Annotated in this window: 26 protein-coding genes; 14 read left to right on the plus strand and 12 right to left on the minus strand. The window is 41.3% G+C overall.

What is annotated here, in order from left to right; all coding sequences use genetic code 11:
- Window positions 1-16: 16 nt before the first annotated feature.
- The 5 genes from I8748_RS12325 to I8748_RS12345 all read left to right on the plus strand — a co-directional run bounded on the left by I8748_RS12325 (window position 17) and on the right by I8748_RS12345 (window position 5,790).
- Window positions 17-1,276, plus strand: a complete 1,260-nt coding sequence (locus I8748_RS12325; RefSeq protein ID WP_198124871.1) for an FAD-dependent hydroxylase — start codon at window positions 17-19, stop codon at window positions 1,274-1,276.
- A 148-nt stretch (window positions 1,277-1,424) separates the two neighbouring features.
- On the plus strand, window positions 1,425-1,742 hold the full coding sequence (locus I8748_RS12330) for a type II toxin-antitoxin system TacA family antitoxin (RefSeq protein WP_198124872.1): 318 nt from the start codon (window positions 1,425-1,427) through the stop codon (window positions 1,740-1,742).
- The gene (locus tag I8748_RS12335; RefSeq protein ID WP_198124873.1) at window positions 1,739-2,251 is read left to right on the plus strand and encodes a GNAT family N-acetyltransferase; all 513 of its coding nucleotides are present in this window, start codon (window positions 1,739-1,741) and stop codon (window positions 2,249-2,251) included. Before I8748_RS12330 ends, I8748_RS12335 begins: the two co-directional genes overlap by 4 nt.
- 316 nt (window positions 2,252-2,567) lie before the next feature.
- Window positions 2,568-4,763 carry a lytic transglycosylase domain-containing protein gene (locus tag I8748_RS12340; RefSeq protein WP_198124874.1) on the plus strand — a complete coding sequence of 732 codons (2,196 nt, stop codon included), beginning with the start codon at window positions 2,568-2,570 and terminating at the stop codon, window positions 4,761-4,763.
- Between the two features lie 634 nt (window positions 4,764-5,397).
- Window positions 5,398-5,790, plus strand: coding sequence for a hypothetical protein (locus tag I8748_RS12345; RefSeq protein WP_198124875.1), 393 nt, complete (start codon window positions 5,398-5,400; stop codon window positions 5,788-5,790).
- Between the two features lie 282 nt (window positions 5,791-6,072).
- On the opposite strand, the gene I8748_RS12350 is transcribed toward I8748_RS12345, so the two are convergent.
- The 4 genes from I8748_RS12350 to I8748_RS12365 all read right to left on the minus strand — a co-directional run bounded on the left by I8748_RS12350 (window position 6,073) and on the right by I8748_RS12365 (window position 10,619).
- The gene (locus tag I8748_RS12350; protein ID WP_198124876.1) at window positions 6,073-7,443 is read right to left on the minus strand and encodes an aromatic ring-hydroxylating dioxygenase subunit alpha; all 1,371 of its coding nucleotides are present in this window, start codon (window positions 7,441-7,443) and stop codon (window positions 6,073-6,075) included.
- A gap of 154 nt (window positions 7,444-7,597) precedes the next feature.
- Window positions 7,598-8,446, minus strand: a complete 849-nt coding sequence (locus I8748_RS12355; protein WP_318781214.1) for an ABC transporter permease — start codon at window positions 8,444-8,446, stop codon at window positions 7,598-7,600.
- Window positions 8,443-9,204 (minus strand): ABC transporter ATP-binding protein, encoded by a 762-nt coding sequence (locus I8748_RS12360; protein WP_198124878.1) that lies wholly within the window; start codon window positions 9,202-9,204, stop codon window positions 8,443-8,445. The genes I8748_RS12355 and I8748_RS12360 overlap by 4 nt, the downstream gene beginning before the upstream one ends.
- Before the next feature lie 314 nt (window positions 9,205-9,518).
- On the minus strand, window positions 9,519-10,619 hold the full coding sequence (locus I8748_RS12365) for an ABC transporter substrate-binding protein (protein ID WP_198124879.1): 1,101 nt from the start codon (window positions 10,617-10,619) through the stop codon (window positions 9,519-9,521).
- Window positions 10,620-10,864: 245 nt separating this feature from the next.
- Between I8748_RS12365 and I8748_RS12370 the strand changes: the two genes are divergently transcribed.
- The 4 genes from I8748_RS12370 (at window position 10,865) to I8748_RS12385 (ending at window position 14,179) form a co-directional block, all read left to right on the plus strand.
- Window positions 10,865-12,874, plus strand: a complete 2,010-nt coding sequence (locus I8748_RS12370) for a serine/threonine-protein kinase (RefSeq protein ID WP_214662532.1) — start codon at window positions 10,865-10,867, stop codon at window positions 12,872-12,874.
- A 12-nt stretch (window positions 12,875-12,886) separates the two neighbouring features.
- Window positions 12,887-13,156, plus strand: a complete 270-nt coding sequence (locus I8748_RS12375; RefSeq protein WP_198124881.1) for a hypothetical protein — start codon at window positions 12,887-12,889, stop codon at window positions 13,154-13,156.
- Between the two features lie 34 nt (window positions 13,157-13,190).
- The gene (locus I8748_RS12380; protein WP_198124928.1) at window positions 13,191-13,430 is read left to right on the plus strand and encodes a hypothetical protein; all 240 of its coding nucleotides are present in this window, start codon (window positions 13,191-13,193) and stop codon (window positions 13,428-13,430) included.
- Window positions 13,431-13,576: 146 nt separating this feature from the next.
- A complete protein-coding gene (locus I8748_RS12385; protein ID WP_198124882.1) occupies window positions 13,577-14,179 on the plus strand; it encodes a hypothetical protein in 603 nt (200 codons plus the stop codon).
- Window positions 14,180-14,372: 193 nt separating this feature from the next.
- Here I8748_RS12385 and I8748_RS12390 read toward each other — a convergent pair whose 3' ends face one another.
- The 3 genes from I8748_RS12390 to I8748_RS12400 form a co-directional block, all read right to left on the minus strand.
- Window positions 14,373-14,576 carry a hypothetical protein gene (locus I8748_RS12390; protein ID WP_214662533.1) on the minus strand — a complete coding sequence of 68 codons (204 nt, stop codon included), beginning with the start codon at window positions 14,574-14,576 and terminating at the stop codon, window positions 14,373-14,375.
- Between the two features lie 403 nt (window positions 14,577-14,979).
- Window positions 14,980-16,035, minus strand: coding sequence for an ABC transporter substrate-binding protein (locus I8748_RS12395; RefSeq protein ID WP_198124884.1), 1,056 nt, complete (start codon window positions 16,033-16,035; stop codon window positions 14,980-14,982).
- 118 nt (window positions 16,036-16,153) lie between these two features.
- The gene (locus I8748_RS12400) at window positions 16,154-16,624 is read right to left on the minus strand and encodes a tetratricopeptide repeat protein (RefSeq protein ID WP_198124885.1); all 471 of its coding nucleotides are present in this window, start codon (window positions 16,622-16,624) and stop codon (window positions 16,154-16,156) included.
- A 293-nt stretch (window positions 16,625-16,917) separates the two neighbouring features.
- Here I8748_RS12400 and I8748_RS12405 point away from each other — a divergent pair, with 293 nt between their 5' ends.
- The 4 genes from I8748_RS12405 (at window position 16,918) to I8748_RS12420 (ending at window position 21,513) form a co-directional block, all read left to right on the plus strand.
- Entirely contained in the window at window positions 16,918-18,174 is a 1,257-nt protein-coding gene (locus tag I8748_RS12405; RefSeq protein WP_198124886.1) for a GTP cyclohydrolase II, read from the plus strand.
- A gap of 71 nt (window positions 18,175-18,245) precedes the next feature.
- The gene (locus I8748_RS12410) at window positions 18,246-19,511 is read left to right on the plus strand and encodes a URC4/urg3 family protein (RefSeq protein ID WP_198124887.1); all 1,266 of its coding nucleotides are present in this window, start codon (window positions 18,246-18,248) and stop codon (window positions 19,509-19,511) included.
- Window positions 19,512-19,666: 155 nt separating this feature from the next.
- Window positions 19,667-20,302: a uracil phosphoribosyltransferase gene (upp, locus tag I8748_RS12415; protein ID WP_198124888.1), complete on the plus strand. Its 636-nt coding sequence runs from the start codon at window positions 19,667-19,669 to the stop codon at window positions 20,300-20,302.
- A gap of 806 nt (window positions 20,303-21,108) precedes the next feature.
- Window positions 21,109-21,513, plus strand: coding sequence for a DUF2294 domain-containing protein (locus tag I8748_RS12420; protein WP_198124889.1), 405 nt, complete (start codon window positions 21,109-21,111; stop codon window positions 21,511-21,513).
- Here I8748_RS12420 and I8748_RS12425 read toward each other — a convergent pair.
- The 4 genes from I8748_RS12425 to I8748_RS35045 all read right to left on the minus strand — a co-directional run bounded on the left by I8748_RS12425 (window position 21,482) and on the right by I8748_RS35045 (window position 24,107).
- A complete protein-coding gene (locus I8748_RS12425) occupies window positions 21,482-21,877 on the minus strand; it encodes a response regulator (RefSeq protein ID WP_198124890.1) in 396 nt (131 codons plus the stop codon). The genes I8748_RS12420 and I8748_RS12425 overlap by 32 nt on opposite strands.
- Window positions 21,878-22,699: 822 nt before the next feature.
- The gene (locus tag I8748_RS12430; protein WP_198124891.1) at window positions 22,700-23,647 is read right to left on the minus strand and encodes an ABC transporter permease; all 948 of its coding nucleotides are present in this window, start codon (window positions 23,645-23,647) and stop codon (window positions 22,700-22,702) included.
- The gene (locus I8748_RS35040; RefSeq protein ID WP_225896393.1) at window positions 23,638-23,811 is read right to left on the minus strand and encodes a hypothetical protein; all 174 of its coding nucleotides are present in this window, start codon (window positions 23,809-23,811) and stop codon (window positions 23,638-23,640) included. Before I8748_RS35040 ends, I8748_RS12430 begins: the two co-directional genes overlap by 10 nt.
- A gap of 128 nt (window positions 23,812-23,939) precedes the next feature.
- Window positions 23,940-24,107, minus strand: coding sequence for a hypothetical protein (locus I8748_RS35045; RefSeq protein WP_225896394.1), 168 nt, complete (start codon window positions 24,105-24,107; stop codon window positions 23,940-23,942).
- Between the two features lie 562 nt (window positions 24,108-24,669).
- On the opposite strand from I8748_RS35045, the gene I8748_RS12440 reads away from it, so the two are divergent.
- Window positions 24,670-25,473 (plus strand): SDR family NAD(P)-dependent oxidoreductase, encoded by an 804-nt coding sequence (locus I8748_RS12440; protein WP_198124892.1) that lies wholly within the window; start codon window positions 24,670-24,672, stop codon window positions 25,471-25,473.
- Window positions 25,474-25,492: 19 nt separating this feature from the next.
- Here I8748_RS12440 and I8748_RS34585 read toward each other — a convergent pair whose 3' ends face one another.
- The gene (locus I8748_RS34585) at window positions 25,493-25,675 is read right to left on the minus strand and encodes a hypothetical protein (RefSeq protein ID WP_214662534.1); all 183 of its coding nucleotides are present in this window, start codon (window positions 25,673-25,675) and stop codon (window positions 25,493-25,495) included.
- Window positions 25,676-25,738: the final 63 nt, after the last annotated feature.

Consider the following 25,738-nt stretch of genomic DNA (forward strand, 5'->3'; position numbering starts at 1 on the left):
GTAACTTATCTTCACAATGTCCGTAACCCAGCTTTATCAAACTGTTTCCCCTCAACAGACGCCCCAAGACTTACGGGGATATGAATATGATTTGGTAATTGTAGGCGGTGGAATTATTGGGTTAACCCTAGCTTCTGCTTTAAAAGATTCTGGACTGAGTGTCCTACTAATTGAAGCGAAAGTAGCATCGGCGGCGGTGGCTAAAGGACAAGCTTATGCAATTCATATGCTTTCGGCGCTGATTTACCAAGGTATTGGAATTTGGGATAAAATTCTGCCACAAATTGCTAAATATCGCCAAGTTCGCCTGTCTGATGCCGATTACCCTGATGTGGTGGAGTTTCAAACAGGCGATTTAGGCACACCAGAGTTGGGTTATGTGGCAGAACACCAAGCATTATTGCACCCGTTGCAGGAGTTTGTGCAAAGTTGTCCGAATGTAACTTATTTGTGTCCGGCTGAAGTAGTCAATACTCAGTATCAGCAAGACATTGTGGCAATAGATATTAAAATTGCCGAGCAGATATATACAGTACGCAGTAAATTAGTGGTAGCCGCAGACGGATCGCGATCGCCCATTCGTCAAGCTGCTGGTATCAAAACCCACGGCTGGAAATATTGGCAATCATGCATTGTCGCTTTTGTCAAACCAGAAAAACCCCACAACGACACCGCCTACGAAAAATTCTGGACTAGCGGCCCGTTCGCCATTTTACCTTTACCTGGCAACCGTTGCCGCATTGTGTGGACAGCCCCCCACGAAGAAGCAAAAGCTTTATGTGCTTTAGATGATGAGCAATTTTTAGCAGAATTAACTCGTCGCTATGGCAACCAGATGGGTAAATTGGAATTATTAGGCGATCGCTTTATTTTTCAAGTGCAACTCATGCAAAGCGATCGCTACGTCCTTCCTCGCCTAGCATTAATTGGTGATGCAGCACACAATTGTCATCCCGTTGGTGGACAAGGTTTAAATCTTGGTATTCGGGATGCAGCTGCTTTAGCCCAAGTTTTGCAAACAGCACATACTTCAGGTGAAGATATTGGCAAAATTCAAATCCTCAAACGCTATGAACGTTGGCGTAAAAATGAAAACCTGACAATTTTAGGTTTCACCGATATGTTAGACAGAATGTTTTCTAACAACTTTTTACCATTGGTGTTAGTTCGTCGCCTCGGTTTATGGTTTTTGCAGCGAGTACCTCTGCTAAAAGTGTTTATGCTTAAATTAATGATCGGTTTGAAAGGGCGTACTCCCGAATTAGCAAAACGGTAGGGATTGGGTACTGGGGACTAGTACTCTGTATCAGTTATCAGTCAACAGTCATCAGTCAAAACCCGTAAATTGTGTAGGTTGGGTTGATCTTGATTTGTACGGCTTCAAGACGTACTCTAAAAAAGAGAGCAAAAAAAGGTCGCCTCCTATGTCCGACAAGCACAAACCCGGCAGAACAGAAGACAAACGCAGCAAACCAGAACGCCTGGAAGCACGCCTTACCCGTGAGCAGAAGGAATTGTTGCAGTGGGCGGCAGATTTGGAAGGCAGAACCGTCACTGATTTTGTAGTTAGTCACGCCCAGGAGGCGGCTGTCAAGACGATTGAGGAACACACCCTGATCAAACTCAGCCGGGAAGACAGCATCGCTTTCATCGATTCTCTGATCAATCCCCCTGCACTACAGCCTGATGCACCGCTGGCACGGGCAATCAGCCGTTACAAAGAAAGCATGGGGCTGGCGTGAGCGCCCCCGCTTTTGCGTATACCATCGAGTTGCTGAACTTTGAACACAATCGGGTGGATTTCCGGTGTGGAACCGAAGCCCTCGACCGTTATCTGCGGGAACAAGCCAGTCAAGATTTGCGGCGTTATGTGGCAACGCCGTTTGTGCTGCATGATGTGGATGCGAACCGCATAGCAGGCTATTACACGCTGGCGGCCACGTCGATTCAGGTAGCAGACTTGCCAGAAGCACTACGCGCGAGGCTGCCGAGGTATCCTCTCGTCCCGGCCACACTGCTGGGGCGGCTTGCCGTAGATGAACGGTACCAGGGGCAAGGGCTGGGGGCGTTTCTGCTCGTTGATGCCCTGCGGCGCAGCCTGATGAGCGAGATTGCCGCGATGGCGGTAGTGGTGGATGCCAAAGATGAACAGGCACGGGCTTTTTATGAACATCATGGATTTACCCTGTTTCCCGGCCAGCTTCGACGGCTGTACCTGCCGATGACGCTCATCAAAAGACAGTTCAGTTGAACCTTTGCAATCTTTGCGAGATAAAACCCTTGGCTGTTTAAAGCTTGCACATAAGTTCGATGATTGGTCAAAAATTGAAGAGATACAGCAAAAATCCGTAAGAGTTTCTGCGCGTCTTCAGACGCGCAGAGTGTCAACCTTTGGATAGATGTAATGAGATTAAGCGTGCGTTACAAGCTCAGTAATACCAATAGTAAAATTGGGAAATTGCTTTATTCTGCGAACAAATAAAAATCTCAATGCAAAAACTGATTACACTTCTGGCCAGGAATGTTAGAGTTTCAAGAAATTCATCGGAACTTTTCAGCGAGTATTCATGCTGAAGAAAATACAAAAAAAGCAAATTCCTCTCATCGCTGGTGCAGCACTGTTGGCCTTTTCAGCAGGGGCAATGGTGGCGGCACCGCAGATGGGAAAATCCTTGAGTCAATGGCTCAAACTAGGTAACAATGCAACAGAACAAACTTCTGAGGCTAACAAAGCCAACTCGGCTGTGTTCTCACTCATATCTCTATCCCCAGTGGAAAGGGCACAAAAACTAGCAGAACTTGCCCAAAATGCCCCTTCGCCAGACCGGGAACGGGCGAGATATCTATTGGCGAGTGATTACATTGAAAGAACACAAGCCAACAAAGCCCTAACTTTACTCGAAGGACTAGAGAAAGACTATCCTGTCTTAGCACCTTATATTTTGCTGAAACAGGCACAGGCACAAGATATCGTAGGGGAGAAAGGTAAAGCTTCGGATCTGCGGCAGAAAGTGCTGAAAGTGTATCCCAAAGAACCAGCCGCAGTCAAAGCGATGTATCTCATCGCCCAACCAAAGCAACAGCAGCAAGCGATCGCACAATTTCCTTCTAATCCTCTCACCTGGGAAATTATCCGCAAGCAGTTGCAAGAGAACCCCAATCAGCCACAATTACAGTTAATCTTGGCAAAATATGCCTATAACCAAGCCGGCATAGTAGGGGTTTTAGATCAGTTAGTCAAGCAACCATCCCTCAAACCCCAAGATTGGGACATCATCGGCACAGCCTATTGGGAAAACAATCAATTTGCCAAAGCTGCGGATGCTTATGCTAAGGCAACTAAAACACCCCGCAATCTCTACCGTCAAGGTAGGGGATTGCAGGTAGCCAATAAAGACCGCCAAAAAGCGATCGCTACCTATAATCAATTAGTACAGCAATTTCCCCAAGCCGAAGAAACAGGGACAGCCTTGCTACGTCTAGCAGAAATGGCAAAAACGCCTAAAGATGCCATACCTAATCTTGACCTGGTAATTAATAAATTCCCCAACGAAGCAAGTCAAGCAGTAGCAGCAAAAGCTAAAATTCTCACTGGACTCAACGACCAAAAGTCAGCCAAAGCAGCTTGGGACTTACTTCTATCCAAGTATGGTAATTCTGATGAGGCAGCAGAGTATCGTTGGAAAATCGCCCAAGAAAAAGCCAAAGTCAAAGATTACGCAGCAGCCTTGGAATGGGCACAACCAATTACCACCAACAACCCTAACAGCATTCTGGCTCCTAGAGCCGGCTTTTGGGTAGGCAAATGGGCAAATACTTTAGGGAAGCAACAAGAAGCTCAATCAGCTTTTGAGTATGTCTTAGGTCAATTTCCCTACTCTTATTATGCGTGGCGATCGGCGATTATTCTGGGTCTGGATGTCGGCAACTTTAACAACTTACGACAAATGAATCCAAAGGTAGTTGCATCAAAGCGTCCTATACCTACCGCTGGTTCGGAAACCTTCAAAGAATTGTATTTATTAGGTCAAGACCGCGATGCTTGGTTGCAATGGGAAACAGAATTTGTTAGTAAAGACCAACCCACTGTAGCAGAACAATTCACTGAAGGATTGATGCGGCTAGCTAGGGGAGAAAATCAATCAGGAATTGACATTATTTCTAAGTTGGAAGACCGGGAGATTCCTGAAGAAAAAAGCCAATATCAAGCTTTGAGCAAACAGATAACTTATTGGCAAGCCCGCTATCCATTTCCCTATCTTCAAGAAATTGAAAAGTGGTCTAAAGAACGTCAAATTAATCCTTTGTTAGTCACTGCTTTAATCCGTCAAGAATCGCGGTTTGAACCTAAAATTAAATCTGTTGCTGGTGCTACTGGTTTAATGCAGGTCATGCCAGATACAGCTAAATGGATAGCCCCCCAAATTAAGGTAGATAGCAAAACAATTAATCTGGAAAATCCCAACGATAATATTATGTTGGGTACCTGGTATTTGGATCATACCCATCAACAGTATGCTGGGAATTCATTGCTAGCGATCGCTAGTTATAATGCAGGGCCAGGTAATGTTTCTAAATGGCTACAAACTACACCCACAAAAGATCCAGATGAATTTGTTGAAGAAATTCCCTTTGACGAAACCAGAAATTATGTGCGGCAAGTCTTTGGTAACTATTGGAATTATCTCAGACTTTACAACCCTGAAATTTCTAACATAGTGGCAAAGTACTCGGCGACACACCCAAAACTACCACAACAGTGATTTTCCTGAACAGATGGAAGCAGAGGAAAGACTTGTAGAAAATTATCCTCTGCTTTCTTGTTCTGCTGCTTATTTTTTCTTAATACTTAATCAGCTATAGCAATCTAATTTAATTTATGAAAACATCTACGAATAGGTAGATTGTATTATCCTTCTAAAGTAAGAAGCAAAAACTTTTTGGTAATGCTTTAGGCTAATTTTTTGTATTAGTAAACTCTTGTAAAATACGTGTCTCGCCCGTCCTTATTGGTGGGTAATATCAAGTTTGGTTAATTAGTTATGATTCCCACAGTCATTGCACCCCACCCCTAACCCCTCCCCGTGAACGGGGAGGGGAAACAAAGCATAGCTTTGGTGGAGTGGGGTTCTTAAGATTTAATAAGTAATAAGCAAAGGACATGATATAAAATGTCTGCCCATAATAAAATTGACAAACATTTATCCTGTTTATTTTGTCAAGTATTACTTGGTTACATTAGATAAAATTAGCTAATTTAGTTTTAGGATTTTATATTCTTATATTCAGAAAAATAGCATACTTTTCCTACTTTTCTGACTTTTAAATCATCTTCAATCCTTGTTAATGTACTGATGTAATGTTATTTACAGTCTAATTTGCTAGGGTCTAAAACCAATGAAAAAACTCATTGCCGCTTTATTACTGATAATTTCCTTGACTTTCTCCATCGGACAAGGACAAGCACTAGCAGCAGAAAGTTGTGAAAACGTTCTCAATCAGGGATCTGCTACTATTGAATCAGGCTGGTTTACACAACCAACCGCAACAATTGGTTGGTATAAGGGAACTATCACGACAGATGTTAAATATGATGTCTGTACCCCAACTGCTGTTATCAGAGTCAATGGTAACGATTGGAATAAACTGGTAGCTGATGGAAAAGTGGACGGCTTGCGATATGAAGTATATGCATATGCTGATAAAGATGGAAATTACCAGAATTTCTTGTTTAGACAGATCCAGAATGGAAAGCCACAGACAATCACAGCAGCCCAATTTAGAGAGTAATAATTGAAGTAGTAACATGAATAAAAAGCCCCTCCAGCGACAAACTGAGAGGGGTTTTATTTTGAGATATAGCCGTAGTCACATAGGTTATATCAATTTCAATAATCTTCGTAACATATGGTTTGACTGTAGGGGCGTACAGCTGTACGCCCCTACAACGTATCTGTTGCCTAATTTTGGAGAATTGGTATTATTTCAACGTGAGTTCGACAAGTGCAAGATATGAATTAGGACAGTGTTGATTCTTCAAAACCTTTTAAGGTTTACTTGATAAATCATTTCTTAGTGACGAGTGTAAGCGCGTTCAAAGTTGATTTTGACTTTCTCAGCAATAAATACCACTATCACCGCTGCAATCGAAGCTGACACTTCTGCTATTCTGATACCAAAATTATCTGTGATAATGGCCAAAGCTGCAAATGCGATCGCTACTCCTACACTAATTTGTTTGACCTTTTTTGTTACCTCATAAGCTTGATTACAGGAACTACAAATTAGTGTATGCTGTGAGAGTCGATCAAGTGCTTTCAAGTTTTGATGCACACACTCACTATCTGCATTTTTAGAGGTGAAATAACCTTGGTAATAGGGCAAAGATGACCCAAATTTATCCAGCCAATTGCGATACTGAATTACCAGCACATCAGATGTCTTCAAGGGCAAATACAAGTCTTTTAAACTTACTCCCAACTGTTCAACTTGTGTTTGTTGTCCAGCAATCAAAGCCAAATCTTCTTCTAATAGTTGGTTACGATTCCAATGTTCTAACCAGCGAGGTCGTAGATAATTTGTCCAAGTCAAAAAGTTACGAAAATTGATCCCAAAAATCCGACATCGACCTTTACCTAGAGGTATAGAATAAAAAGCTAAACCCCCAGACCAATTTCGCTGTGGGATGTTAAATCTGTAAATAATTAAATTGGGGGCGACGAAATCAAGCCTAGTCCAATTTGTATCCAATTTTCGCATTCCCCGCAGCCTGCCGCGAATCCCGTCAACTGAAGTTTCCAGTACTTCCATTTCTAGAGGTTGGGCGTATTCCCGTTTACCGCCATTACGGGTGCCATCGTGACTAATGTTAGCGTGTGCTGGATCGATGACATTTTCGATAAAATAGCTTTGATCGAAAGGTAAGTCACGCATGGTTTGAACGGTGACAAACTTTGGCTCATCCAACTCCGGTATGATGGGAATTTTCTCTTCCACAGCAGCCTCAGCTTCCCCGGCCCACATCCAAATTAAACCTTGGCGTTCCACAACCTTAAATGATTGCACGCAAGCATTGGCTGGAATTTTGGCATCTGCGGGTAACTGGGGAATATGCAGACATTGGCCATCACTGCCAAACTGCCAGCCGTGATACAAGCATTCGATTTTGCCGTCTATTAACTGTCCATCTGAAAGTTTAGCAGCACGGTGAGGACAACGATCGCTTAAACAAATGAGCTGTCCTTGCTCATCTCTAAACAATACCAAAGGTTCATCGTACAACGAAAAACTATAGGGACGCTTTGCAGGTAAGTCTTGCAAAAAACAAACAGGATACCAACATTGCCTCCAATTAAATTGTTGTGTTTCTTCAGGTATCGCCCAGGTAGAAATCCTTGGTGCGGTATCTGGTGTTTTGGTTTCTACAGTTATATTGTTATCCATTTTTTCTCATCCTGTATTATACGATTGCAAAATATCAAAGCGAATCGTAAATCCAAAATCCTTGAGTCAATGACTTCAGGTATAGAGTAAATCCAAAATCCAAAATCGGTTGACTCTGGCGCTGTTGGTCTTCATTACTAATTAGTATAAAACTCTATTTCTCATCTTTCATAGCACTTTCATGCCATTTTCTTAATATTAAGTCAGATAAAGTACTCAAACTTACAAATATCAATACACCTGACCCAGTTGTCAAAAATAACGCCGCAAACATCCGGGGAATTTGTAAGTTGTAGCTAGATATTAAAATCCGATAGGCGATACCTGAGTTTGCCCCGCCAGTACCAGCAACAAATTCAGCGACAACTGCCCCAATTAATGCTAACCCACCGCTGATTTTTAAACCACCTAAGAAATAAGGCATGGCACTAGGTAAGCGGAGATATAGTAATGTTTGCCAACGAGAGGCTTTATACAGTTGGAATAAATTTAGCAAGTTGCGGTCAACGCTGTTAAGTCCTAATGTGGTGTTGGAGACGATGGGGAAAAAGGCTACAATCCAGGCACAAACTACTAAAGCGGCAAAGGTATTATTTTTTAACCAGAGTATAATTAGGGGTGCGATCGCTACTATGGGAGTTGTTTGTAAAATTACTGCATAAGGATATAAGCTTCTTTCAATCCATTTGCTTTGAGTAAACAAAATTGCAATCAACAAGCCAGAAATTACAGCAGCTATAAAAGCAAAAACTGTAATTTGCAGTGTAATTAATAGTGATGAAAAAAGGTCATTCCAATCCCTAATTAAAGTCTGAAATACTAATATAGGCCCGGGAAGAATATAAGGAGGTAGATGGTTTACTCGCACCACAATATCCCATAATACTAATGCTAATATCCCAATTGCTAGGGGAGCATAAATATCAGCAGAAATGACTTTTTTTGATATTTTTTGTAATTTGTAACGACGGATAAATAGCATTTTGAGAAATTTCCAATTCACAATGTAACGGTCATAGCTTGAGCTAGATGATCAGAAACTTCGCGGCAATATTTGTTATACAAAGATGATGTGCGAAAGTCTTCGCCACGGGGATAGGGAGCAGCAATTTCGACATCTGCTACTATACGTCCAGGACTTGTTCCCATTACCAGCACTCTGTTTGACAAGTACACTGCTTCGTAAATATTGTGGGTTACAAAAACCACTGTCCAACTATGTTGACGCCATAAATCAAGTAAGTCACTGTTGAGTTTGCTGCGAGTAATTTCATCCAATGCCCCAAATGGTTCATCCATCAGCAGCACATTCGGCTGAGTGACTAATGCCCTAGCAATTGATACCCGCATTTTCATTCCACCTGATAACTCGCGGGGATAGCTATGTTCAAAACCTACTAATCTTACAAGTGCTAGTGCCTGCTGCACTAATTTTTGGCTATCTTTTTGGGCAATTCCTGCTAATTTTAGCGGTAGGCGGACATTTTCTTCGACATTCGCCCAAGGCATCAGTGCAGCATCTTGGAAAACAAAAGCGAGTTTTCGTGCTTGCTGAGTTATACCCCAGTCAATATTGCCAGAACTAATCTGTCCTAGCCCCGCAATTAGCCGCAATACTGTACTTTTACCACACCCCGAAGCACCAACTAAACTAACAAATTGAGACTCTCGAATTACTAAATTCAAGTCTTGCAAGGCAACTTTGCCATTGGTGTAGACCTTGCTAATTTGACTGAGTGTAATTACACTACGGTTACTCATTAGGGAACTCCAAAAAAATAAATTATCCCGGTTGAAGTTGTTTACTGATGAATGATGAATGATAACTGTGAACAGTGGGATTTTTTTATTTGTCAGTCCCTTAGAAGCTATTTATAAATACAAGATTCAGTTAACTATGTACATTAGAAAACATGAATAACCTTTGTGTCTTCGTGTCTTTTGTGGTTATTTAATTTTTACCACCAAGGCACTAAGACACAAAGTATTTTCAAGTCAGCCGTCATGAACTACGTACACTAGAAAGCATGGAAATATTTTTCCCCGACTCCCGACTCCCAACTCCCTTTTTCAAGTTAGGATTTGTAATAATTTACTCCTTTATTCACAAATTGCAAGGTGAAGGCATCTTTGTAGTTGATATTGCCTTCAACAACACCTGCTTTCACCAAGTTGTCATAGAACGATCGCCAGCGTTCTTCTGTCATTGCACCTATGCCCAGTTGTTGAGCTTCACCTCCAGTAATTACGGCATTTTGTTTTAGCTTCTCTAGGCTAAAGTTTAACTGCTCATCGGTCATATCTGGATTATCTTTTTTGATCAGGTTATTACCTGGAACTGGGTCTTCAAGGTAGCTATACCAGCCTTTAATTGAAGCATCAACAAATCTTTGTACTAAATCTGGGTTACGTTCTACGAGTTTTTTTGTTGTTTCAATCGTAAAACCATAAGCATTGTAACCATAATCTGCTAATAGAATTGATACTGGTTCAAATCCTCCTTTCTTTTTAATCTCGAAAGGTTCTGCTGTTAAAAGACCTTGTTGAATAATATTTTTATCCTTGAGAAATGGTTGAACATCAAAGTTATAAGGGCGCTTTTGGTCGTCTGTAAAACCGTACTTTGCTTTCAAAAATGGCCAATAGGTAGCTTCACCACCAGAACCAACTAAAATTGGCTTGCCTTTGAGTTTCTCTAAAGAGTCGTTCCCCGTACCTGGATGAGCAATTAAAACTTGGGGGTCTTTTTGGAATGTAGCAGCGACTGTGATCATGGGAACACCATCTTTCAAGGCGCTAATGGCATCGCCACTATGACCCATGATCAAATCAACAGATCCTCCCATTAATAATAAGGTGTAATTACCTCTAGGGCCACCAGGTTTAATGGTGACATCTAAACCGTGGTCTCTATAAATACCCGTAGCTACAGCCTGGTAAAAACCGCCATACTCCGCTTCCGCTACCCAATGGATGCTAAAAATTACTTTGTCTAGTTTGCCGTTGCTTCTAAAGTCAGATGCGGGAGTTACTGTTGATATTTTGTTTTCGTTTGTACAAGCTGCTAGGATTCCAGTACCTAGTGCAAGTGAACTATATTGTAGGAATTTTCGGCGATTTATGCCATAGATTCGCTTCCTAGAGTCATATAGGTGACTTAATCTTATGCCTCTCATTTTTAATAAATAAGTATTTAAATATACTCAATAATATTATTGAGTTTATAGTATAAGATTATCATAACCGCCGAGGTTTTATTTTCATAATTTAGCTCAGGTGGATTGATAATTTACTGAAGTAGAAGGCAGGAGGGAAAAGCCCCAACAGAGCGCGAGTTTCTCTAGTTGGCATTTTACATTTAATTATGTTTGCCTACTTCAAAATATAATTACCTAAATATAAAAAAATTATATAAAAAACAATGAGCTTCTGTATAAATCCTCACTGCCCAAACCCTCAAAATCATAACTCTACATTGTTTTGTCAGAGTTGTGGATCTGAATTGCTGCTTGAAGGGCGTTACCGGGTCATTGGCGTGCTAGGAGGTGGCGGCTTTGGCAAGACTTATGAGGTAATAGAACGCACTAATACAACAAAGGTTCTCAAGGTTCTCTTACACAGTAACTCCAAGGCGGTATCGCTATTTCAACAAGAAGCTCAAGTCTTAACTCAGCTAGATAATCCAGGAATTCCCAAGGGTACAGGATACTTTACCTTTTTCCCTAAAAATAGTCAGGAGCCTCTGCACTGCTTGGTAATGGAGAAAATTGAAGGGCTAAATCTTGAGCAATATTTGCAACAGCGCAGTAATCGCCCCATAAATCAAGAGTTAGCGCTTGAATGGCTAATCGAATTATTTACCATTCTGCATCAAGTGCATCAGCAGAATTTTTTCCATCGGGATATTAAGCCGTCCAATATTATGCTGAAAGCAGATGGACAACTAGTATTAATTGACTTTGGGGCAGCCAGGGAAGTTACGCAGACTTATATGCTCAAACAAGCTGCTGGGCAGGTGACAGGTATAAATTCGCCAGGTTTCACACCACCAGAACAACTCAATGGTCAAGCGGTTTTAACATCAGATTTTTTTGCTATCGGTCGCACTTTTGTTTACTTATTGACTGGTAAGAACCCGAACGACCCGGATATTTATGATATCAATAATGATGAAGTACGATGGCGTAATTATGCTCCTGAAATTTCGCCGTTGTTAGCAGATTTAATTGATGATTTAATCAAGCGATCGCCTAGTCAACGCCCCCAAAGTACTAATGTAATTTTGCAACGGTTAGCAGAGATTGAACGCGCCTTGAAAGCGCAAGGTAAATCGAAGCCTCCAAAAAATTCATCACCATACAGACCACGTTCTTTTACCCGTAATTCCATTGGCTGGAATTTTGGCACTAGATCCACTTTGATGGTCGGAGTAGCTTCTGCGATCGCTGCTGGTGCTGTGCTTCTATTGCTAATTCCTAATTTATCCAACTTTAGCTGGATTTCTTTAGTCAAGCCTGACCCAGCAGAAAAATGGGCAAAAAATCTCACTTTGGTGAATACGCTAACTGGTCATTCTGAGGCAGTTTCATCTGTAGCGATCGCACCAGATGGACAAACCATCGCCAGCGCCAGCCATGACCGGACAATCAAGTTATGGAATCCCCAAACTGGCAAATTAATCCGCACTATTTACGGGCATTCCCTGCCAGTTTTATCAGTTGCCATCAGCCCCGATAGTCAAAGCCTCACCAGCGGGAGTCTAGATGAGACAATTAAGCAGTGGAATCTCAGTAATGGACAACAGATACGCAGTATCAAAGCCGATGGCTATGTAGCTTGGAATAATGCCATCGCCATTACTTCCGATAATCAAATTATTGCCACTGGTAGCGCAGATAAGACTGTTAGATTATGGAACTATACCACAGGTCAGCGGCTACGCACCCTTTACGGGCATTCACTGCCAGTTTTATCAGTGGCTATTAGTCCCAATGGACAGACCCTTGCTAGCGGTAGTACAGATAAAACCATCCGAGTGTGGGATATCCGCACTGGTCAACAACTTTATACTCTACCCCAACATACAAGTTGGGTGACTTGCCTAGCCATCAGTCCTGATAATCGCATCCTTGCCAGCGGCAGTCTTGACAAAACGATTAAGTTGTGGGATTTAAACACAGGTAAATTGCTTCGCACACTGGAGGGGCATTCATACTCAGTTTTAGCGATCGCTATTAGCCCCGATGCGAAAATTCTCGCCAGTGGCGGCTTGGATGGAGAAATTCGGCTGTGGAATCTAGAAACGGGAAAACTAATACATAAGATTTCTGCCCATACCAAGCAAGTTGTTTCCCTAGCTATCAGCCAAGATAGACAGACCCTTGTCAGCGGTAGTGCAGACGACACCATCAAAGTTTGGCGATCGCCTTAATAAGTTAAGAGTTTGCAACAGATTCCTCGCACAAAGGTAACAGAGGCGATCGCTATTACTGTTATAGCCGTGGTCATATGTGTTAGGACACTGCTGATTCCTCAAAGCCTTGAAATAACTGGGTTTTTACTCAGCAACGCCACATGCTTCAAGTCGGCAAAGCCGCCCAACGCAGTGGCTCCTCAGCACTCAGCACTCAGCACTTTGCTATACAAATTCTTTCACCCCTACTCTCCTGCACCGAAAGCACCTCTGCTCCCCAAGCCTTACCGACTCGGCTAAAATAATGAAACAGCACAAAGCAGGTGTAATTATCATGCAGGCTATTTTTTGGACTGTAGAAGAAGTTGCCCAAAGAGCTAAACTCTTTTACGACAATGGCATTCGTCAACAAGTGGAGTGTGACGATAACATTGGCAAGATGATAGTTATTGATGCAAAAACCGGCGAATACGGAATTGATAAAACTGGTGTAGAAACAGCATTAAAGTTAAAGCAGAAAAAACCAAATGCCAGATTATTTACGATGCGGATTGGTTATAAGGATATCAGCTAGAGATTAATTTTGAAGACAATGGTTTAGTTTCGTTAGAAAAAATCTCACCCTCGATTTCATAGATTTAAGATGAGGAGCGAGCGCATTTTCCAAATGGATAATTAGGGTGTTTGTCCTAGCTTCTAAAACAGATGGGGAAAACCTTTATGCCTTATAGTAAATTTACTCTGAGTAAAGCTGTAGAAGATTTTCAACTGACGATTGTTGAAGGCGATCGCTTTTTACCAGAGATTTCCCCAGTCAATCCAACTTCTTTGCTCAAAGATACCTTGAAAGAAACCCTACCTTGGGCAGTTGCAGTGGGTAGTGAAAAAGCCCGTTCTGAAGGCATTATCAATCCAGTCTTATTAGAAGTAAAACGTCAGCTTCATGGACAAATTAGCGTCTTTTCTGGTGAAGAGTTCAATGTGCAGCCAGAGGTTGATTTGACTGGTTATGTGGATTTTCTCATTAGTCGCTCTTCAGAACAATTATATATTAAAGCGCCAGCGGTGGTTTTGGTGGAAGCGAAGAAAGAAGACCTCAAACCAGCACTGGGACAATGTTTAGCCGAGATGGTGGCAGCACAACGCTTTAATCAACAGAAGCAGCAACCGATTACCACGATTTTCGGAACGGTGACAAGCGGTACAGTTTGGCGGTTTCTCCAACTAGAAGAGCAAACTGTGACGATTGACTTGAATGATTATCCACTACCACCAATTGAGCAAATTTTGGGCTTTCTGGTTTGGATGGTGCAGAATGGCTGATGAAGGCGATATTGCTTTTTTGCTTGGTGTGATAGGTTTGAATTGAATTGGAGCAAATTTCACTATGAAAGGAGTGACGGATAAATTAACGAATTATCAGCAAATTGTGCAGCTACGCTGGGTGCTCCGCGCCATCGCGCTTTGGTGAATATGACTGTGATGAAAGATGAGTGTCGCTAAAGAACCCATTTACCTAACTAAAAACAACTACCCCTGGATTGAAGTCAGGTGGAGGATCTGCGATCAGTACTTTAGTGAGGTCTGTGGACGGGGGAAATGTCTCAGCCCAAGCCTGTCCACCCCAGTCCCATTCTGTGTTGATGTCATAGTTCACAGTACGTTGATTTTCCTGGCTTTCGGCTAGATCCATCAAGATACTAGTACTTTGAGCTTTCACGATCACATATTTATCCCTATCCGTTTCCTCCTCTCCGATAAAATATCCCCTCAACTCCTGTTGCAAAATCTTCCGCGCCTGGGAAATACGCTTGCAGACATTCTGATAGGAAATATCTTGTTGTTGGGCTATCTCTGGATAAGAAAGTTCTTGATAAATGCTGAATTCGGGGATGATTTAACAAATATGTAACGAATTATCAATAGTTTCAACTACCGATTCATCAGCTTGATTTTTCGTTACTAAGCAAGGATCTTAAAGCCCCTCTTTGCGTCCAAGAGGGGTTGAAGAGAGGTTCATCGAACTCCTAGAAATAAGGCAGCTATGCAGGAGGCAGAAGGAAAGAGGATTTGACTTGTTTGTTTCGCCCTTCCCGTAGGTGCGCCTGCGTTGGAGACTCACGTTAAAATGCTGTGCCTTTATTGACAAATTGCAATGTGAATGCATCTTTATAGTTAACATTAGGTTTGTAAATTCCCACATTCACCATACTGTCGAAGAACGATCGCCATCGTTCCTCACTCATTGCTCCAATACCTTGTGTTTCCGCTGTTCCAGAAACAATAATTCCATATTCTTGCAACTTTTGAATCCCGTAGGCAATTTGCTCATCCGTCATCTCTGGATTAGCTTTTTTAATTAACTCATTGCCTGGTTGGGGATTCTTTAAATAGCTATACCAACCTTTGATAGATGCATCCACAAATCGCTGCACTAAATTGGGATTTTTTTCTACTAGTTCTTTTTTGGTTTCTATAGTAGTCGAATATGGTTGATACCCATAATCTGCTAATAAAAATACTAATGGCTTAAACCCGCCCTGCTTTTCAATGGCAAAAGGTTCAGAGGTAATATAACCTTGTTGGACTGAGTTTTTGTCAGTCAAAAAAGGAGCAGGATTAAAGTTATAAGGGCGCTTTTGGTCGTCGGTAAAACCATACTTCGCTTTGATAACAGGCCAATAAGTGACATTGGCAGAAGCAGACACATAAATAGGCTTGCCTTTGAGGTCAGCCAAGGTTTTAATTGCTGTGTTGGGATGGGCGATGAGACATTGCGGATCTTTTTGAAAGATTGCCGCCACCGTGATTTTGGGAATTCCTTCTGTTATGGCGTTCACGGCATCGACACCATGACCCATAAAAAAATCTACTGCACCCCCCATCAACAATTGAGTACCGCTAGGAACTTGGGGCCCGCCCATTTTGATACTGACATCAAGACCATAGTCTTTATAGATACCAGTAGCAATAGCCTGGTAAAAACCACCATGTTCTGCTTCGGCAAACCAGTTTGTCCCGAAAGTGACTTTATCTAATTGAGAACCAGCGGTTGGTGATTGATTGCTTTTACTACAAGCAGTAACAATGCTACTGCCCAGACAAAGGGCACCATACTGGATAAACTGACGACGACTAAAGGAATGAATTGCTGTTGATGAGGGTAGTAACAGATTCATGAAAGAAGTCTCAAGGATAAAGGTTGAAGTGGAGACTTATCGGTACATGCATGGCTGACAAGTAGCAAAAAAATTAGGTTTTTCGGGTGGACTAATTCAATAGTTCATACTTCAACCTTTAGCTGAGTCTGAGTGTACATTCTAGAATTAATTTTTGGTTCACTAAGGAATAGGGTTGAATTTCTAAAGCGCGTTTAAAAGCTTTGATCGCTTGACTATACTGTCCCAGTGCGGCGTAACACAACCCCATACCGTGAAGTGCCCCGAAATGTACTGGATTAATCTGGATGACCATCTGACAATCTGCCAGAGATTGTTTATAATCACCCATACTGTAGTAGAGAAAAGCCCGCCGATTCCAGGCTTCAGCAAAATCTGGTTGTTCTTTGATCAGTTCTGTCAACATCTGTTCGGCTTCTGTCATTTCCCCAGCATCGAGTAATTTTTGACTTTGGTCGATTCTTTCGAGTCCGTAAATTCCCTTTTGCTGAAACCAAATCCGCCAGAGTTTCTTGGTTGCTTGCTCCCGGACTGTGGCATCCGGGTTTTTCAAGGCTTCAAGTAAAGAATTAATTGATAAAGAATCCATGAATTTGAGGTTAGTGATTGTATCTTTGTATCAAGGTATCAATTTTCGTACAAAATATACTATGTCTTTTTTAAAGTCCTCTTTAAAATTCTCTCATAATAATTGCGAGTTAAGCAATTGGTGTGTTATTTGTGGTATTAACCAATACTATTCATACAAGCCTAGATATACAGAGTTATCAGGGATCAAAACATTAGGATACCAAACTGGAGAAAACAAGAACTGACTATTGGTAGTTGACACATACGTAGTGACAAATAGTTCATAAAAACATTACAAAAAAATCAATGATTATGCCAAAGCCAAAAAGCGTTTCCGGGCATATTGTTCTCACATCTCATCCTAGTCGCTTTGGCCCCAAGCCGATCCCCATTGAATGGGGAGCAGCTGATCCGATGCAACGGGGGCCGGTAATTGCGACTCTGACTAAACAGGCACATCGCAACGTGATTGGTACTCATTCTGGCAGCTATGCGATTTATCGCGCTTTAGCAGTTGCGAGCGGTGCTTTACAATCAGATCATCGAGCAGATTTAACGAATACATCCCCAGTAGAACATATTGGCCCACATCCTAGTTGGGCTGACCCTGAAAAGATTGTTTCTCTCGATCCATTTGGGGCGATCGCATCTGAGGTATTTACGTCATATTACGAACAGGGCTATGATATCCGCCCCACCATCGCCATCACTAAAGCTCACATTAACATGCCAGAACTGCAAGACGCTGTAGAAAAAGGGCGCTTGCAGGTGGATGGCGAGATAATGAAAGCAAACGGTGATTTGGTGGTGACAAAAGCCGCCATTGAGCCTGTTTGGTATTTACCGGGAGTTGCCAAGCGTTTTGGCATCAAAGAAGGAGATTTGCGTCGGGCTTTATTTGAACAAACTGGGGGGATGTTCCCTGAACTAGTGACACGTTCAGATTTAGAAGTGTTTTTGCCGCCAATTGGAGGCTTGACGGTGTATATTGTCGGGGATATGGCAGCGATCGCCGATCCCGATAAACCTGTAGCTGTGCGCGTACATGATGAATGTAATGGTTCTGATGTATTTGGAAGTGATATTTGTACCTGTCGCCCCTACTTAGTACACGGTATTGAAGTCTGTGTGCAAACAGCCCAAGAAGGTGGTGTGGGGATCATTGTATATTCTCGTAAAGAAGGGCGGGCCTTGGGAGAGGTCACGAAATTCTTAGTTTATAATGCTCGCAAACGACAACAAGGAGGCGATCGCGCTGATGCCTACTTTACGCGTACAGAATGCGTCGCAGGTGTGCAAGATATGCGCTTTCAAGAACTTATGCCGGATGTGTTGCACTGGTTGGGCATTACTCGCATTGACCGCATGGTGTCTATGAGTAATATGAAGTACAACGCTATTACTGAGGCGGGCATTGAAATTGTAGAACGGATACCAATCCCAGAGGATTTGATTCCCCAAGATGCACGGGTAGAAATTGAGGCAAAGAAAGCTGCTGGCTATTATACCACAGGGGATGTTTTAGATGCAGATAGTTTGGCTGAGGTGAAGGGGCGAAGTTTGGAATAGTTTAAGAAGGGAGTGTGGGGTGGGGAGTAGTGAAAATTTACCCTACTCCCTATATTACGAGGAGTGAAAGTGTGGAAATAGAAACCGCAGAGGCGCAGAGAACGCACAGAGAAGAGGGGAGGGAGGCGATCGCATATTTTCGTTCTCCAAGGGCTATTCGGGAGCGTTGTGAGCAAATATTCGCATGGGTAAATGAAGGGCATTCGCGCTATTTTGCTTGTGATTTGACGCAGTTGGAACGGGTAGCCGATTATGTGATTTCGGTGATGCGCTGCGAGTACCCGGATTTGCAAATTCCGTTTCATAGTCGTTGGCGACATTTTGAGGTAGGGAATGTACCGCGATTAAATCAATTGGAGAATCGGTTAGCAGAATTAACGCCTCTTTTCAAAGCTGCTGCTAAGTTTGATTTGGCAATTGTCAGTGTGTTGTTAGATGCTGGTGCTGGGGAAAATTGGCGATATTATGAACAGGAAACTCAGCTGAATTTGAGCCGTTCTGAAGGATTGGCTGTTGCTAGTTTTAAAATGTTTTGTCAAGGGGCTTTTTCTAGCGATAATTTATTAGAAGTTGATGCTTTAAAATTGCAAGCATTAACTGAAGCAGAACTTGCTACTGGGTTTCAAGTAAATGCAGAAAATCCCCTCGTGGGAATTGATGGACGGTGGAAATTATTACAGAAATTAGGTGAAGTTTTAGTTTCTTTACCTCATTTATTTGGTGAAGAAAAGCCTCGTCCAGGGAATTTGGTAAATTATCTGTTGAGCAAATCTGAAAATGGACAGTTAGCAGCTTCCACTGTATTCAATGCTGTTCTAGAAGGACTCAGCAACATTTGGCCAGGAAGATTAGAAATTGCTGGAGTTAATCTTGGTGATGTTTGGCAACATCCATGTTTAGAAACAGCACAATCACTTCATCCTGCATTTGTGCCATTTCACAAACTTTCTCAGTGGTTAACATACTCTTTATTAGAACCATTACAGGAACTTGGTTTAGAAATTACTGGTCTAGATGTCCTCACGGGATTACCAGAATATCGCAATGGGGGATTATGTCTCGACTTAGGACTTATCAATATTAAAAACCAGGAGATTTTCAGATTATCTCATTCTGTAGCATCAGAAGTTATAGTTGAGTGGCGAGCTTTAACTGTAATCCTTTTAGATAAAATCGCTGCTGCAATCCGCGAAAAATTGAGTATGAATGCTGAAGAATTACCATTAGTGAAAATCCTGCAAGGGGGAACTTGGACAGCAGGACGGAAAATTGCTGCTGAACTCAGAACAGATGGTAAACCACCCTTACAAATTGTCAGTGATGGTACAGTATTTTAATTGTTATTAGTCAGTTGTTAGTTGTCAGTTGTCAGTAGTTCTTTGCTATTAACTATTAACAATTGACTACTAACCACTGACGACTGACTAATGACTAAACCATTGACAATTGACTACTAACCACTAACCACTGACAACTGACTATTGACTAAATCATGCAAAATCAAGTCACAATTATTGAGCATCCATTGATTCAGCATAAACTGACGCTCATGCGTAAAGCTGAAACTAGTACAACAAAATTTCGCAACCTCCTGAAGGAAATTAGTTTGTTGTTAGCTTATGAGGTAACGCGAGATTTACCGCTGAAATCTGAACAGATAAAAACACCACTGGCGGCGATGAATGCACCAGTACTTGCCCCCGATAAAAAATTGGTATTAGTTTCTATCATGCGGGCAGGTCAGGGAATTTTGGATGGAATGTTGGAGTTGATACCATCAGCTAGGGTTGGACATATTGGTTTATACCGTGACCCGAAAACCTTAATCCCTGTTGAGTATTATTTGAAGGTTCCCCATGATGTTGAGCAGCGAGATATGATTGTAGTTGATCCGATGCTAGCAACTGGTAATTCTGCTGTGGCAGCCGTAGAAAGGCTGAAATCAACTAATCCTTTATCAATGAAATTTGTCTGCTTACTAGCAGCACCAGAAGGTATTCAGAATTTCTGTGAGACACACCCTGATGTGCCTATTTATGCTGCTGCTATTGATGATTATTTGGATGAACATGGCTATATTATTCCCGGACTGGGCGATGCAGGCGATCGCTTGTTTGGCACAAAATAAGCTAATACTAAGATAGAAAAAGAAAATCAGAGTAAGAGATAAATTAACAAGGGAAAAATATATTTCCTGCGCTATTTTTTATGTTGGCTTTTGCTGAGTTATCAGGTATTTATAGAGAGATAAATGCTAGATATTTTGCATGAATATGTTTTGATTAATACATACATCGATTACGAACTGCTGTTATAGCAAAGTGCTGATTACTAAGTGGAAACCCAGTTGTTTGTTGGCTTTGATCAATCAATATTGTCCTAACACATCTGGCTACAGCTATAGTGTTAGTGCAGCTAATACCGTTTCACTTTAAAGTTGATACATTTAGGAGGCAGTGCGGTCTTGGGGTGTCACGCCACGTGCTTCAAGTCGGCATAGCCGCCCAACGCAGTGGCTCCCCAAGTGGAGCAACTGCCGTGCAAGCAGAGGGGCAGGGGAGAAATTATTTGTATCATTAATTTAGTGAAATAGTATAAGTTGTGTCTTCTCCTAAGGCAAAACGCTACGCTTTTTGAGCGTCAAAACGAGTGTCACCGACAGTACATTAGGTAGGAGTAAGAATCTTCTCATGTCTGGTCAATAGTTCTGCGTTTTGTAGTTTTGTACCTGATTTACTTGCAAACTGCTGTATTTCAAATACACTGATACGTTTTTATTTCCACCTACGCAGGTACGCTTTTAAATGTTCTTGTAAGAGTAACCACTTCATATCTAGGCGTGAAACAAAAATATGATTTATTTACCTAAAAGTAGATTTAATGACTCATCATTGGTAAACTTACAAAAGAAATTTCAACTGCACTGATTTACTAATGTCACATCCCACTATTGGACAACTTGAAAGAGAAATTACACAACGGCTTAGTTCTCTATATAATGAAATATTAGGGCAGCGTCCTAATCAAATTATTTGTCATTTCTTTGATACAGAATTAGTCATTTCTCTAGAAAATTCTGTAACCCAAACTGAACGGATTTTAATGTATGAGGGTTATGAAAATTTGGCAGAGCAAGTACGCTCATCTTTATATAAAATTCTTAAACCGCAACTCCAAGGTTTAATTGAACAAATTATTGGTAGTCCTATTATTGACCTGATGCTCAACACTAATTTAGTTACAGGTCGTACTGGAATTATTATTGTTTTAAAACAAGTGCCTGATGTTCGTAATCCTGAATCTATTCCTAAAGTAAATTTGAAGAATTTAGCTGATTGAGATGGCGGCTAATCACAATTTCTAAATTCAGAAAATCGTAGGGTTTGGTAATGTAATCATCAGTACCTGACAAGATAGATAAATTATTGTTTTGTATCAATGTTGAAGGTATTGATGCAATGATAGGAATAGTTGCAGTTTTTGGGTCTTGCTTTAAGTATTCAATTATTTGGCTACAACTCAAATCAGACAACATCATGTCTAATAATATGAGGTCAGGTTTATGTGTTTGTGCCAATATTACTGCCCTTGCTCCTTGTTTAGTACAAATACAGGATAAATTTAGTGTTTTGAGGTGAGAATCCAGTAATTCTAAATCATGTAGATTTTTTTCTACAACTAATATTACGGGTCGTCCATCCATAAGCAATTAGTGACCTATAATGAAAGGCTATACACCCAAACTCTACTATGCAACCGAGAAATAACCTCGCTGATAGCAAGGTTACGTTTCCTAGAAAGCTTTTTAACGGATGTACGAGGATTCCTTCATCCGGCAAAGTGCGGCTTGAAATGGACTAACTCGTATAGAGTTTCCTAAGTTGATTGTCTAGGCTGACAATTAGGCTAGACATGAACAAGCTGGGGTAACTTCAATAAATGAATCATCCTGGTTGAAGTTGTTAACTTTTAACTGTGAGCAGCTAGCAAAAAATAATTACGATCAGACATTTTTGATTGACAAGTTGCTGATGTCAACATCAAGTAAATATTTATGGATAGCTGTCATGAACTGCGTACACAAGTAACAGATTAAATAGGGAATAGGAATAGGAATATGAATAGGGAATAGGTAAAGAATTTAACTTTGATCCTTGCCTATTTTGCCTTCTTCAAGTCAGGTGGACATAATTACATATAAAATGCCAATCACAGAAATTGCTCAGTGACAGGCTTTTCTCTTTAGCCTTCTACTTATCATCTCATAAATGTAGATTACGTCAAGCAGTAGTGCTAATTATAGAAAATATTAATATTTAATATAATATTAAATAATTAATCTGACCAAGCCCTTACCCTTCTCTTTCAAAGAAGCACTCCGCGTAGCTTGCTTAAGCGTAGGGGTACGGTAACGCTGTGCGAACAAGACAGGAACTCTGAACAATAAGGGGGAAATTAACCCTAAAATGGGTTACAGAACAACTAAATTTTTTTCTTAAAAGAATTATCCGTTAAGAGTTCCCTTTTAATGGCGATTTTCTGGGAAAAAAGCAACGCCTAAAGCTTTTGGAGGAGTAGATTTGCCAGCTAATCCCACCAATGCCAAAATAGCGATCGCATACGGTAACATAGTCAAAAATTGATAGGGAATATTTGCCCCCAATGCCTGAATTCGTAATTGCAAAGCTTCTGTAGCACCAAATAATAAACAAGCTAAAGCACTACCTATAGGATGCCACCTACCAAAAATTAATGCTGCGATCGCAATAAATCCTTTACCAGCAGTCATCTGTTCTGTAAAGAATTTTATTTGCACCAAAGTCAGATAAGCGCCTCCTAAACTGGCAAAACAGCCACTCGTCACCACAGCCCAGTATCGCACTGTTTGCACAGATACCCCAGCCGTGACGGCAGCCTGGGGATATTCTCCCACAGCGCGCAAAGTCAAACCAAAGCTGGTACGAAATAAAATATATGTAGTTAAAGCGATTAAGAATAACAATAGATATACCAGAATATCTTGCTGAAATAACAACGCGCCAATTAGGGGAATATTAGCCAGACCAGGAAAGATGATAGCGTCAATTCCTGGCAATCGCCCTGCGCTACCACCATTAAATACCAGCCTGGCCAAAAATGATGTGAACCCAGCAGTCACAAGATTAATAGCTAATCCTGATACTAATTGGTCTACGCGCAAAGTGACGCACAAAAAAGCATGGAGTAAACCGACTAATCCCCCAGCCAGCAAAGCTGCTAGGACACCAAGCCAAACATTTCCCGTGTAAAAAGTGGCAACAGCACTAGTAAAAGCACCAGTGAGCAACATGCCTTCTAGAGCAATATTTAGCACTCCCGACCGTTCAGAGTACAATCCTCCTAAGGCAGCAAATGCTAAAGGTACAGCTAGACGTACACTAGCAACAAGGTAATCATAAAAAAAGTTGAGATGATTTTGACTGTCTAATACCATAATTTCAGATTATCAGCTGCGCGGCGATCGCTCACAACCAATTTGGAATTAACTACCTCTCTCGTAGAATCGGAAATACGAATCCAGTAAAACAGATTAACTAACAATAGTAGCCCTTTACTGAAAGGCGATCGCATGGACATAAAAAGAGAAATACTGGCCATAAATACCAGCAAAATTTCTATAAAAGCGACAATACTGCCGTAGTGTTTGGTATCCCAATGAGTGCCAAAGGAATAGAATGAAAGGTACTAAAAATAGCTTGCCAAAAGGGCTGATAGTATACTGTTGACTAAATCTGGTTTGATGGCAGACGATACCCAAATTTCATCAAAAAGTAGAACAAAAATATCAGAACCTCAGGCAAGATGACGCCGATAAAAACTGCCCCGCTTGCTTGAGTCCGCATTTGTTGATTGAGAATAAACAGATTGAGAATGGCATGGCTGGGAGTATTCATTATGTAAGTATGTTAAATGTACTGACCACAATCAAAACTGCTAGGTTTCCAACATTATGTGTCTTTTTGATGTCAAAAATATGGCTTGAGTGTAGCAATTTTCAATCCAGGACAGTTCTTTTTACTGATTGTCAAGAAATTCCGATATTTGTCGAGCAGGATTTATAAAAACTTATTTCTCAAACTGTTTGCTATATATAATGAGGTTTGTAAATAAGTGTTAAGCAAAACTTATTAAAAAATATTGCAATATCTTGATTTAATTGTTAACGTGTGTATGGCAGCGATACTGGTGAACGCTCTAAATCTAAGAGAGGTAAAACCTATGAGCTATATCCATTCAGCCAATTGCGTGAAGTGTTGATTTTCAATCTGGGAAGCGAGGTTAATCTGATTTGTATGAGCAATGCAGATTAGCCCAGGAATATATCGTTGCCAAAGGCTTATTTCCATTCTGATTTCAAAGACAACTGATGTGTCTTACCCTGACCAAGATGCCAGTAACTCTGTGTCTGTAATCACCAAGAGTACGGTAAGACCGAGATTTTGGAGGTAAAAACCGATGAATATTCAAGGTAAAATTGCCCTAATTACTGGGGCCTCCCGTGGTATTGGACGAGCGATCGCGCTAGCACTAGCGCAAAATGGGATGAAGCGGTTAATATTGATAGCACGCGATCGCCAAAAGTTAGCCGAGGTAGCCAGTGAAATCGAGACTATGGGTGTAGAAGTTGCGATCCTTGCATTGGATTTAAGTAAACCAATAGAGGTAAACATTGCTGTTGCTCAAGTTTGGCGCAACTATGGCCCCATTCATCTGTTAGTAAATTGTGCAGGCGTAGCATACCAAAATTCGTTTCTGCAATCAAAACTATTGCAAGTACAAGAAGAACTTTCTGTGAATTTACTGGGGATGTACACCCTTACCAGCCTCATAGCTAAACGCATGGCTAGCCAAAGACAGGGGACAATTGTCAATGTATCCAGCTTAATGGGGAAAGTAGCTGCACCAACCATGGCGACTTATTCAGCCACAAAGTTTGCCATTTTAGGATTTACCCAAGCTTTGCGCCGAGAACTAGCTGAATATAACATCCGAGTAGTAGCCTTATTGCCTTCCCTCACCGACACAGACATGGTGCGCGACTTAAAATTATTTCGTTGGGTGATCCCTATGACACCCCAGCAAGTAGCTAAAGCACTCCTCGCCGGACTGCAAACAGATGCACCAGAAATATTAGTAGGATGGCAAAGTCATTTAGCTGTATGGTGTCAACGCCTCGCCCCTTGGTTGCTAGAGTTAATTTTAGAAATAGCAACACCACCAGCAACGAAAAAGCAGCAGATGGCAGAAAAACCAAGTTGATTCAGCAAAATCTCTCGTGTCAGTGATGTTTTACTCTCAAAAAACTCAGTTTCGTTGATATCTGCACGTAAATCCTGAAAAACATTGTCATGTGATCGCCTAGCTTAGGAGCATACAGGCGATCGCATGAAATCATTCTATTTTGGATTTTAGATTGTGAAGCGCCTTGTGCATCCAGGTTTTGCAAATCAATCTCAGTCATCAGTCATCAGTCATCAGCCATCAACTTTAAAAAGATAAAGTATAAAAGTAAAATTTCAACTTT

The organism is Amazonocrinis nigriterrae CENA67 (assembly GCF_016056305.1).
GTDB lineage: Bacteria > Cyanobacteriota > Cyanobacteriia > Cyanobacteriales > Nostocaceae > Amazonocrinis > Amazonocrinis nigriterrae.

Coding starts and splice junctions, on each gene's coding strand:
- I8748_RS12325 (WP_198124871.1), top strand. CDS start 17: ATGTCCGTAACCCAGCTTTATCAAACTGTTTCCCCTCAACAGACGCCC.
- I8748_RS12330 (WP_198124872.1), top strand. CDS start 1,425: ATGTCCGACAAGCACAAACCCGGCAGAACAGAAGACAAACGCAGCAAA.
- I8748_RS12340 (WP_198124874.1), top strand. CDS start 2,568: ATGCTGAAGAAAATACAAAAAAAGCAAATTCCTCTCATCGCTGGTGCA.
- I8748_RS12345 (WP_198124875.1), top strand. CDS start 5,398: ATGAAAAAACTCATTGCCGCTTTATTACTGATAATTTCCTTGACTTTC.
- I8748_RS12350 (WP_198124876.1), bottom strand. CDS start 7,443: ATGGATAACAATATAACTGTAGAAACCAAAACACCAGATACCGCACCA.
- I8748_RS12360 (WP_198124878.1), bottom strand. CDS start 9,204: ATGAGTAACCGTAGTGTAATTACACTCAGTCAAATTAGCAAGGTCTAC.
- I8748_RS12365 (WP_198124879.1), bottom strand. CDS start 10,619: ATGAGAGGCATAAGATTAAGTCACCTATATGACTCTAGGAAGCGAATC.
- I8748_RS12370 (WP_214662532.1), top strand. CDS start 10,865: ATGAGCTTCTGTATAAATCCTCACTGCCCAAACCCTCAAAATCATAAC.
- I8748_RS12380 (WP_198124928.1), top strand. CDS start 13,191: ATGCAGGCTATTTTTTGGACTGTAGAAGAAGTTGCCCAAAGAGCTAAA.
- I8748_RS12385 (WP_198124882.1), top strand. CDS start 13,577: ATGCCTTATAGTAAATTTACTCTGAGTAAAGCTGTAGAAGATTTTCAA.
- I8748_RS12395 (WP_198124884.1), bottom strand. CDS start 16,035: ATGAATCTGTTACTACCCTCATCAACAGCAATTCATTCCTTTAGTCGT.
- I8748_RS12400 (WP_198124885.1), bottom strand. CDS start 16,624: ATGGATTCTTTATCAATTAATTCTTTACTTGAAGCCTTGAAAAACCCG.
- I8748_RS12405 (WP_198124886.1), top strand. CDS start 16,918: ATGCCAAAGCCAAAAAGCGTTTCCGGGCATATTGTTCTCACATCTCAT.
- upp (WP_198124888.1), top strand. CDS start 19,667: ATGCAAAATCAAGTCACAATTATTGAGCATCCATTGATTCAGCATAAA.
- I8748_RS12420 (WP_198124889.1), top strand. CDS start 21,109: ATGTCACATCCCACTATTGGACAACTTGAAAGAGAAATTACACAACGG.
- I8748_RS12425 (WP_198124890.1), bottom strand. CDS start 21,877: ATGGATGGACGACCCGTAATATTAGTTGTAGAAAAAAATCTACATGAT.
- I8748_RS12430 (WP_198124891.1), bottom strand. CDS start 23,647: ATGGTATTAGACAGTCAAAATCATCTCAACTTTTTTTATGATTACCTT.
- I8748_RS35040 (WP_225896393.1), bottom strand. CDS start 23,811: ATGGCCAGTATTTCTCTTTTTATGTCCATGCGATCGCCTTTCAGTAAA.
- I8748_RS35045 (WP_225896394.1), bottom strand. CDS start 24,107: ATGAATACTCCCAGCCATGCCATTCTCAATCTGTTTATTCTCAATCAA.
- I8748_RS12440 (WP_198124892.1), top strand. CDS start 24,670: ATGAATATTCAAGGTAAAATTGCCCTAATTACTGGGGCCTCCCGTGGT.
- I8748_RS34585 (WP_214662534.1), bottom strand. CDS start 25,675: ATGACTGAGATTGATTTGCAAAACCTGGATGCACAAGGCGCTTCACAA.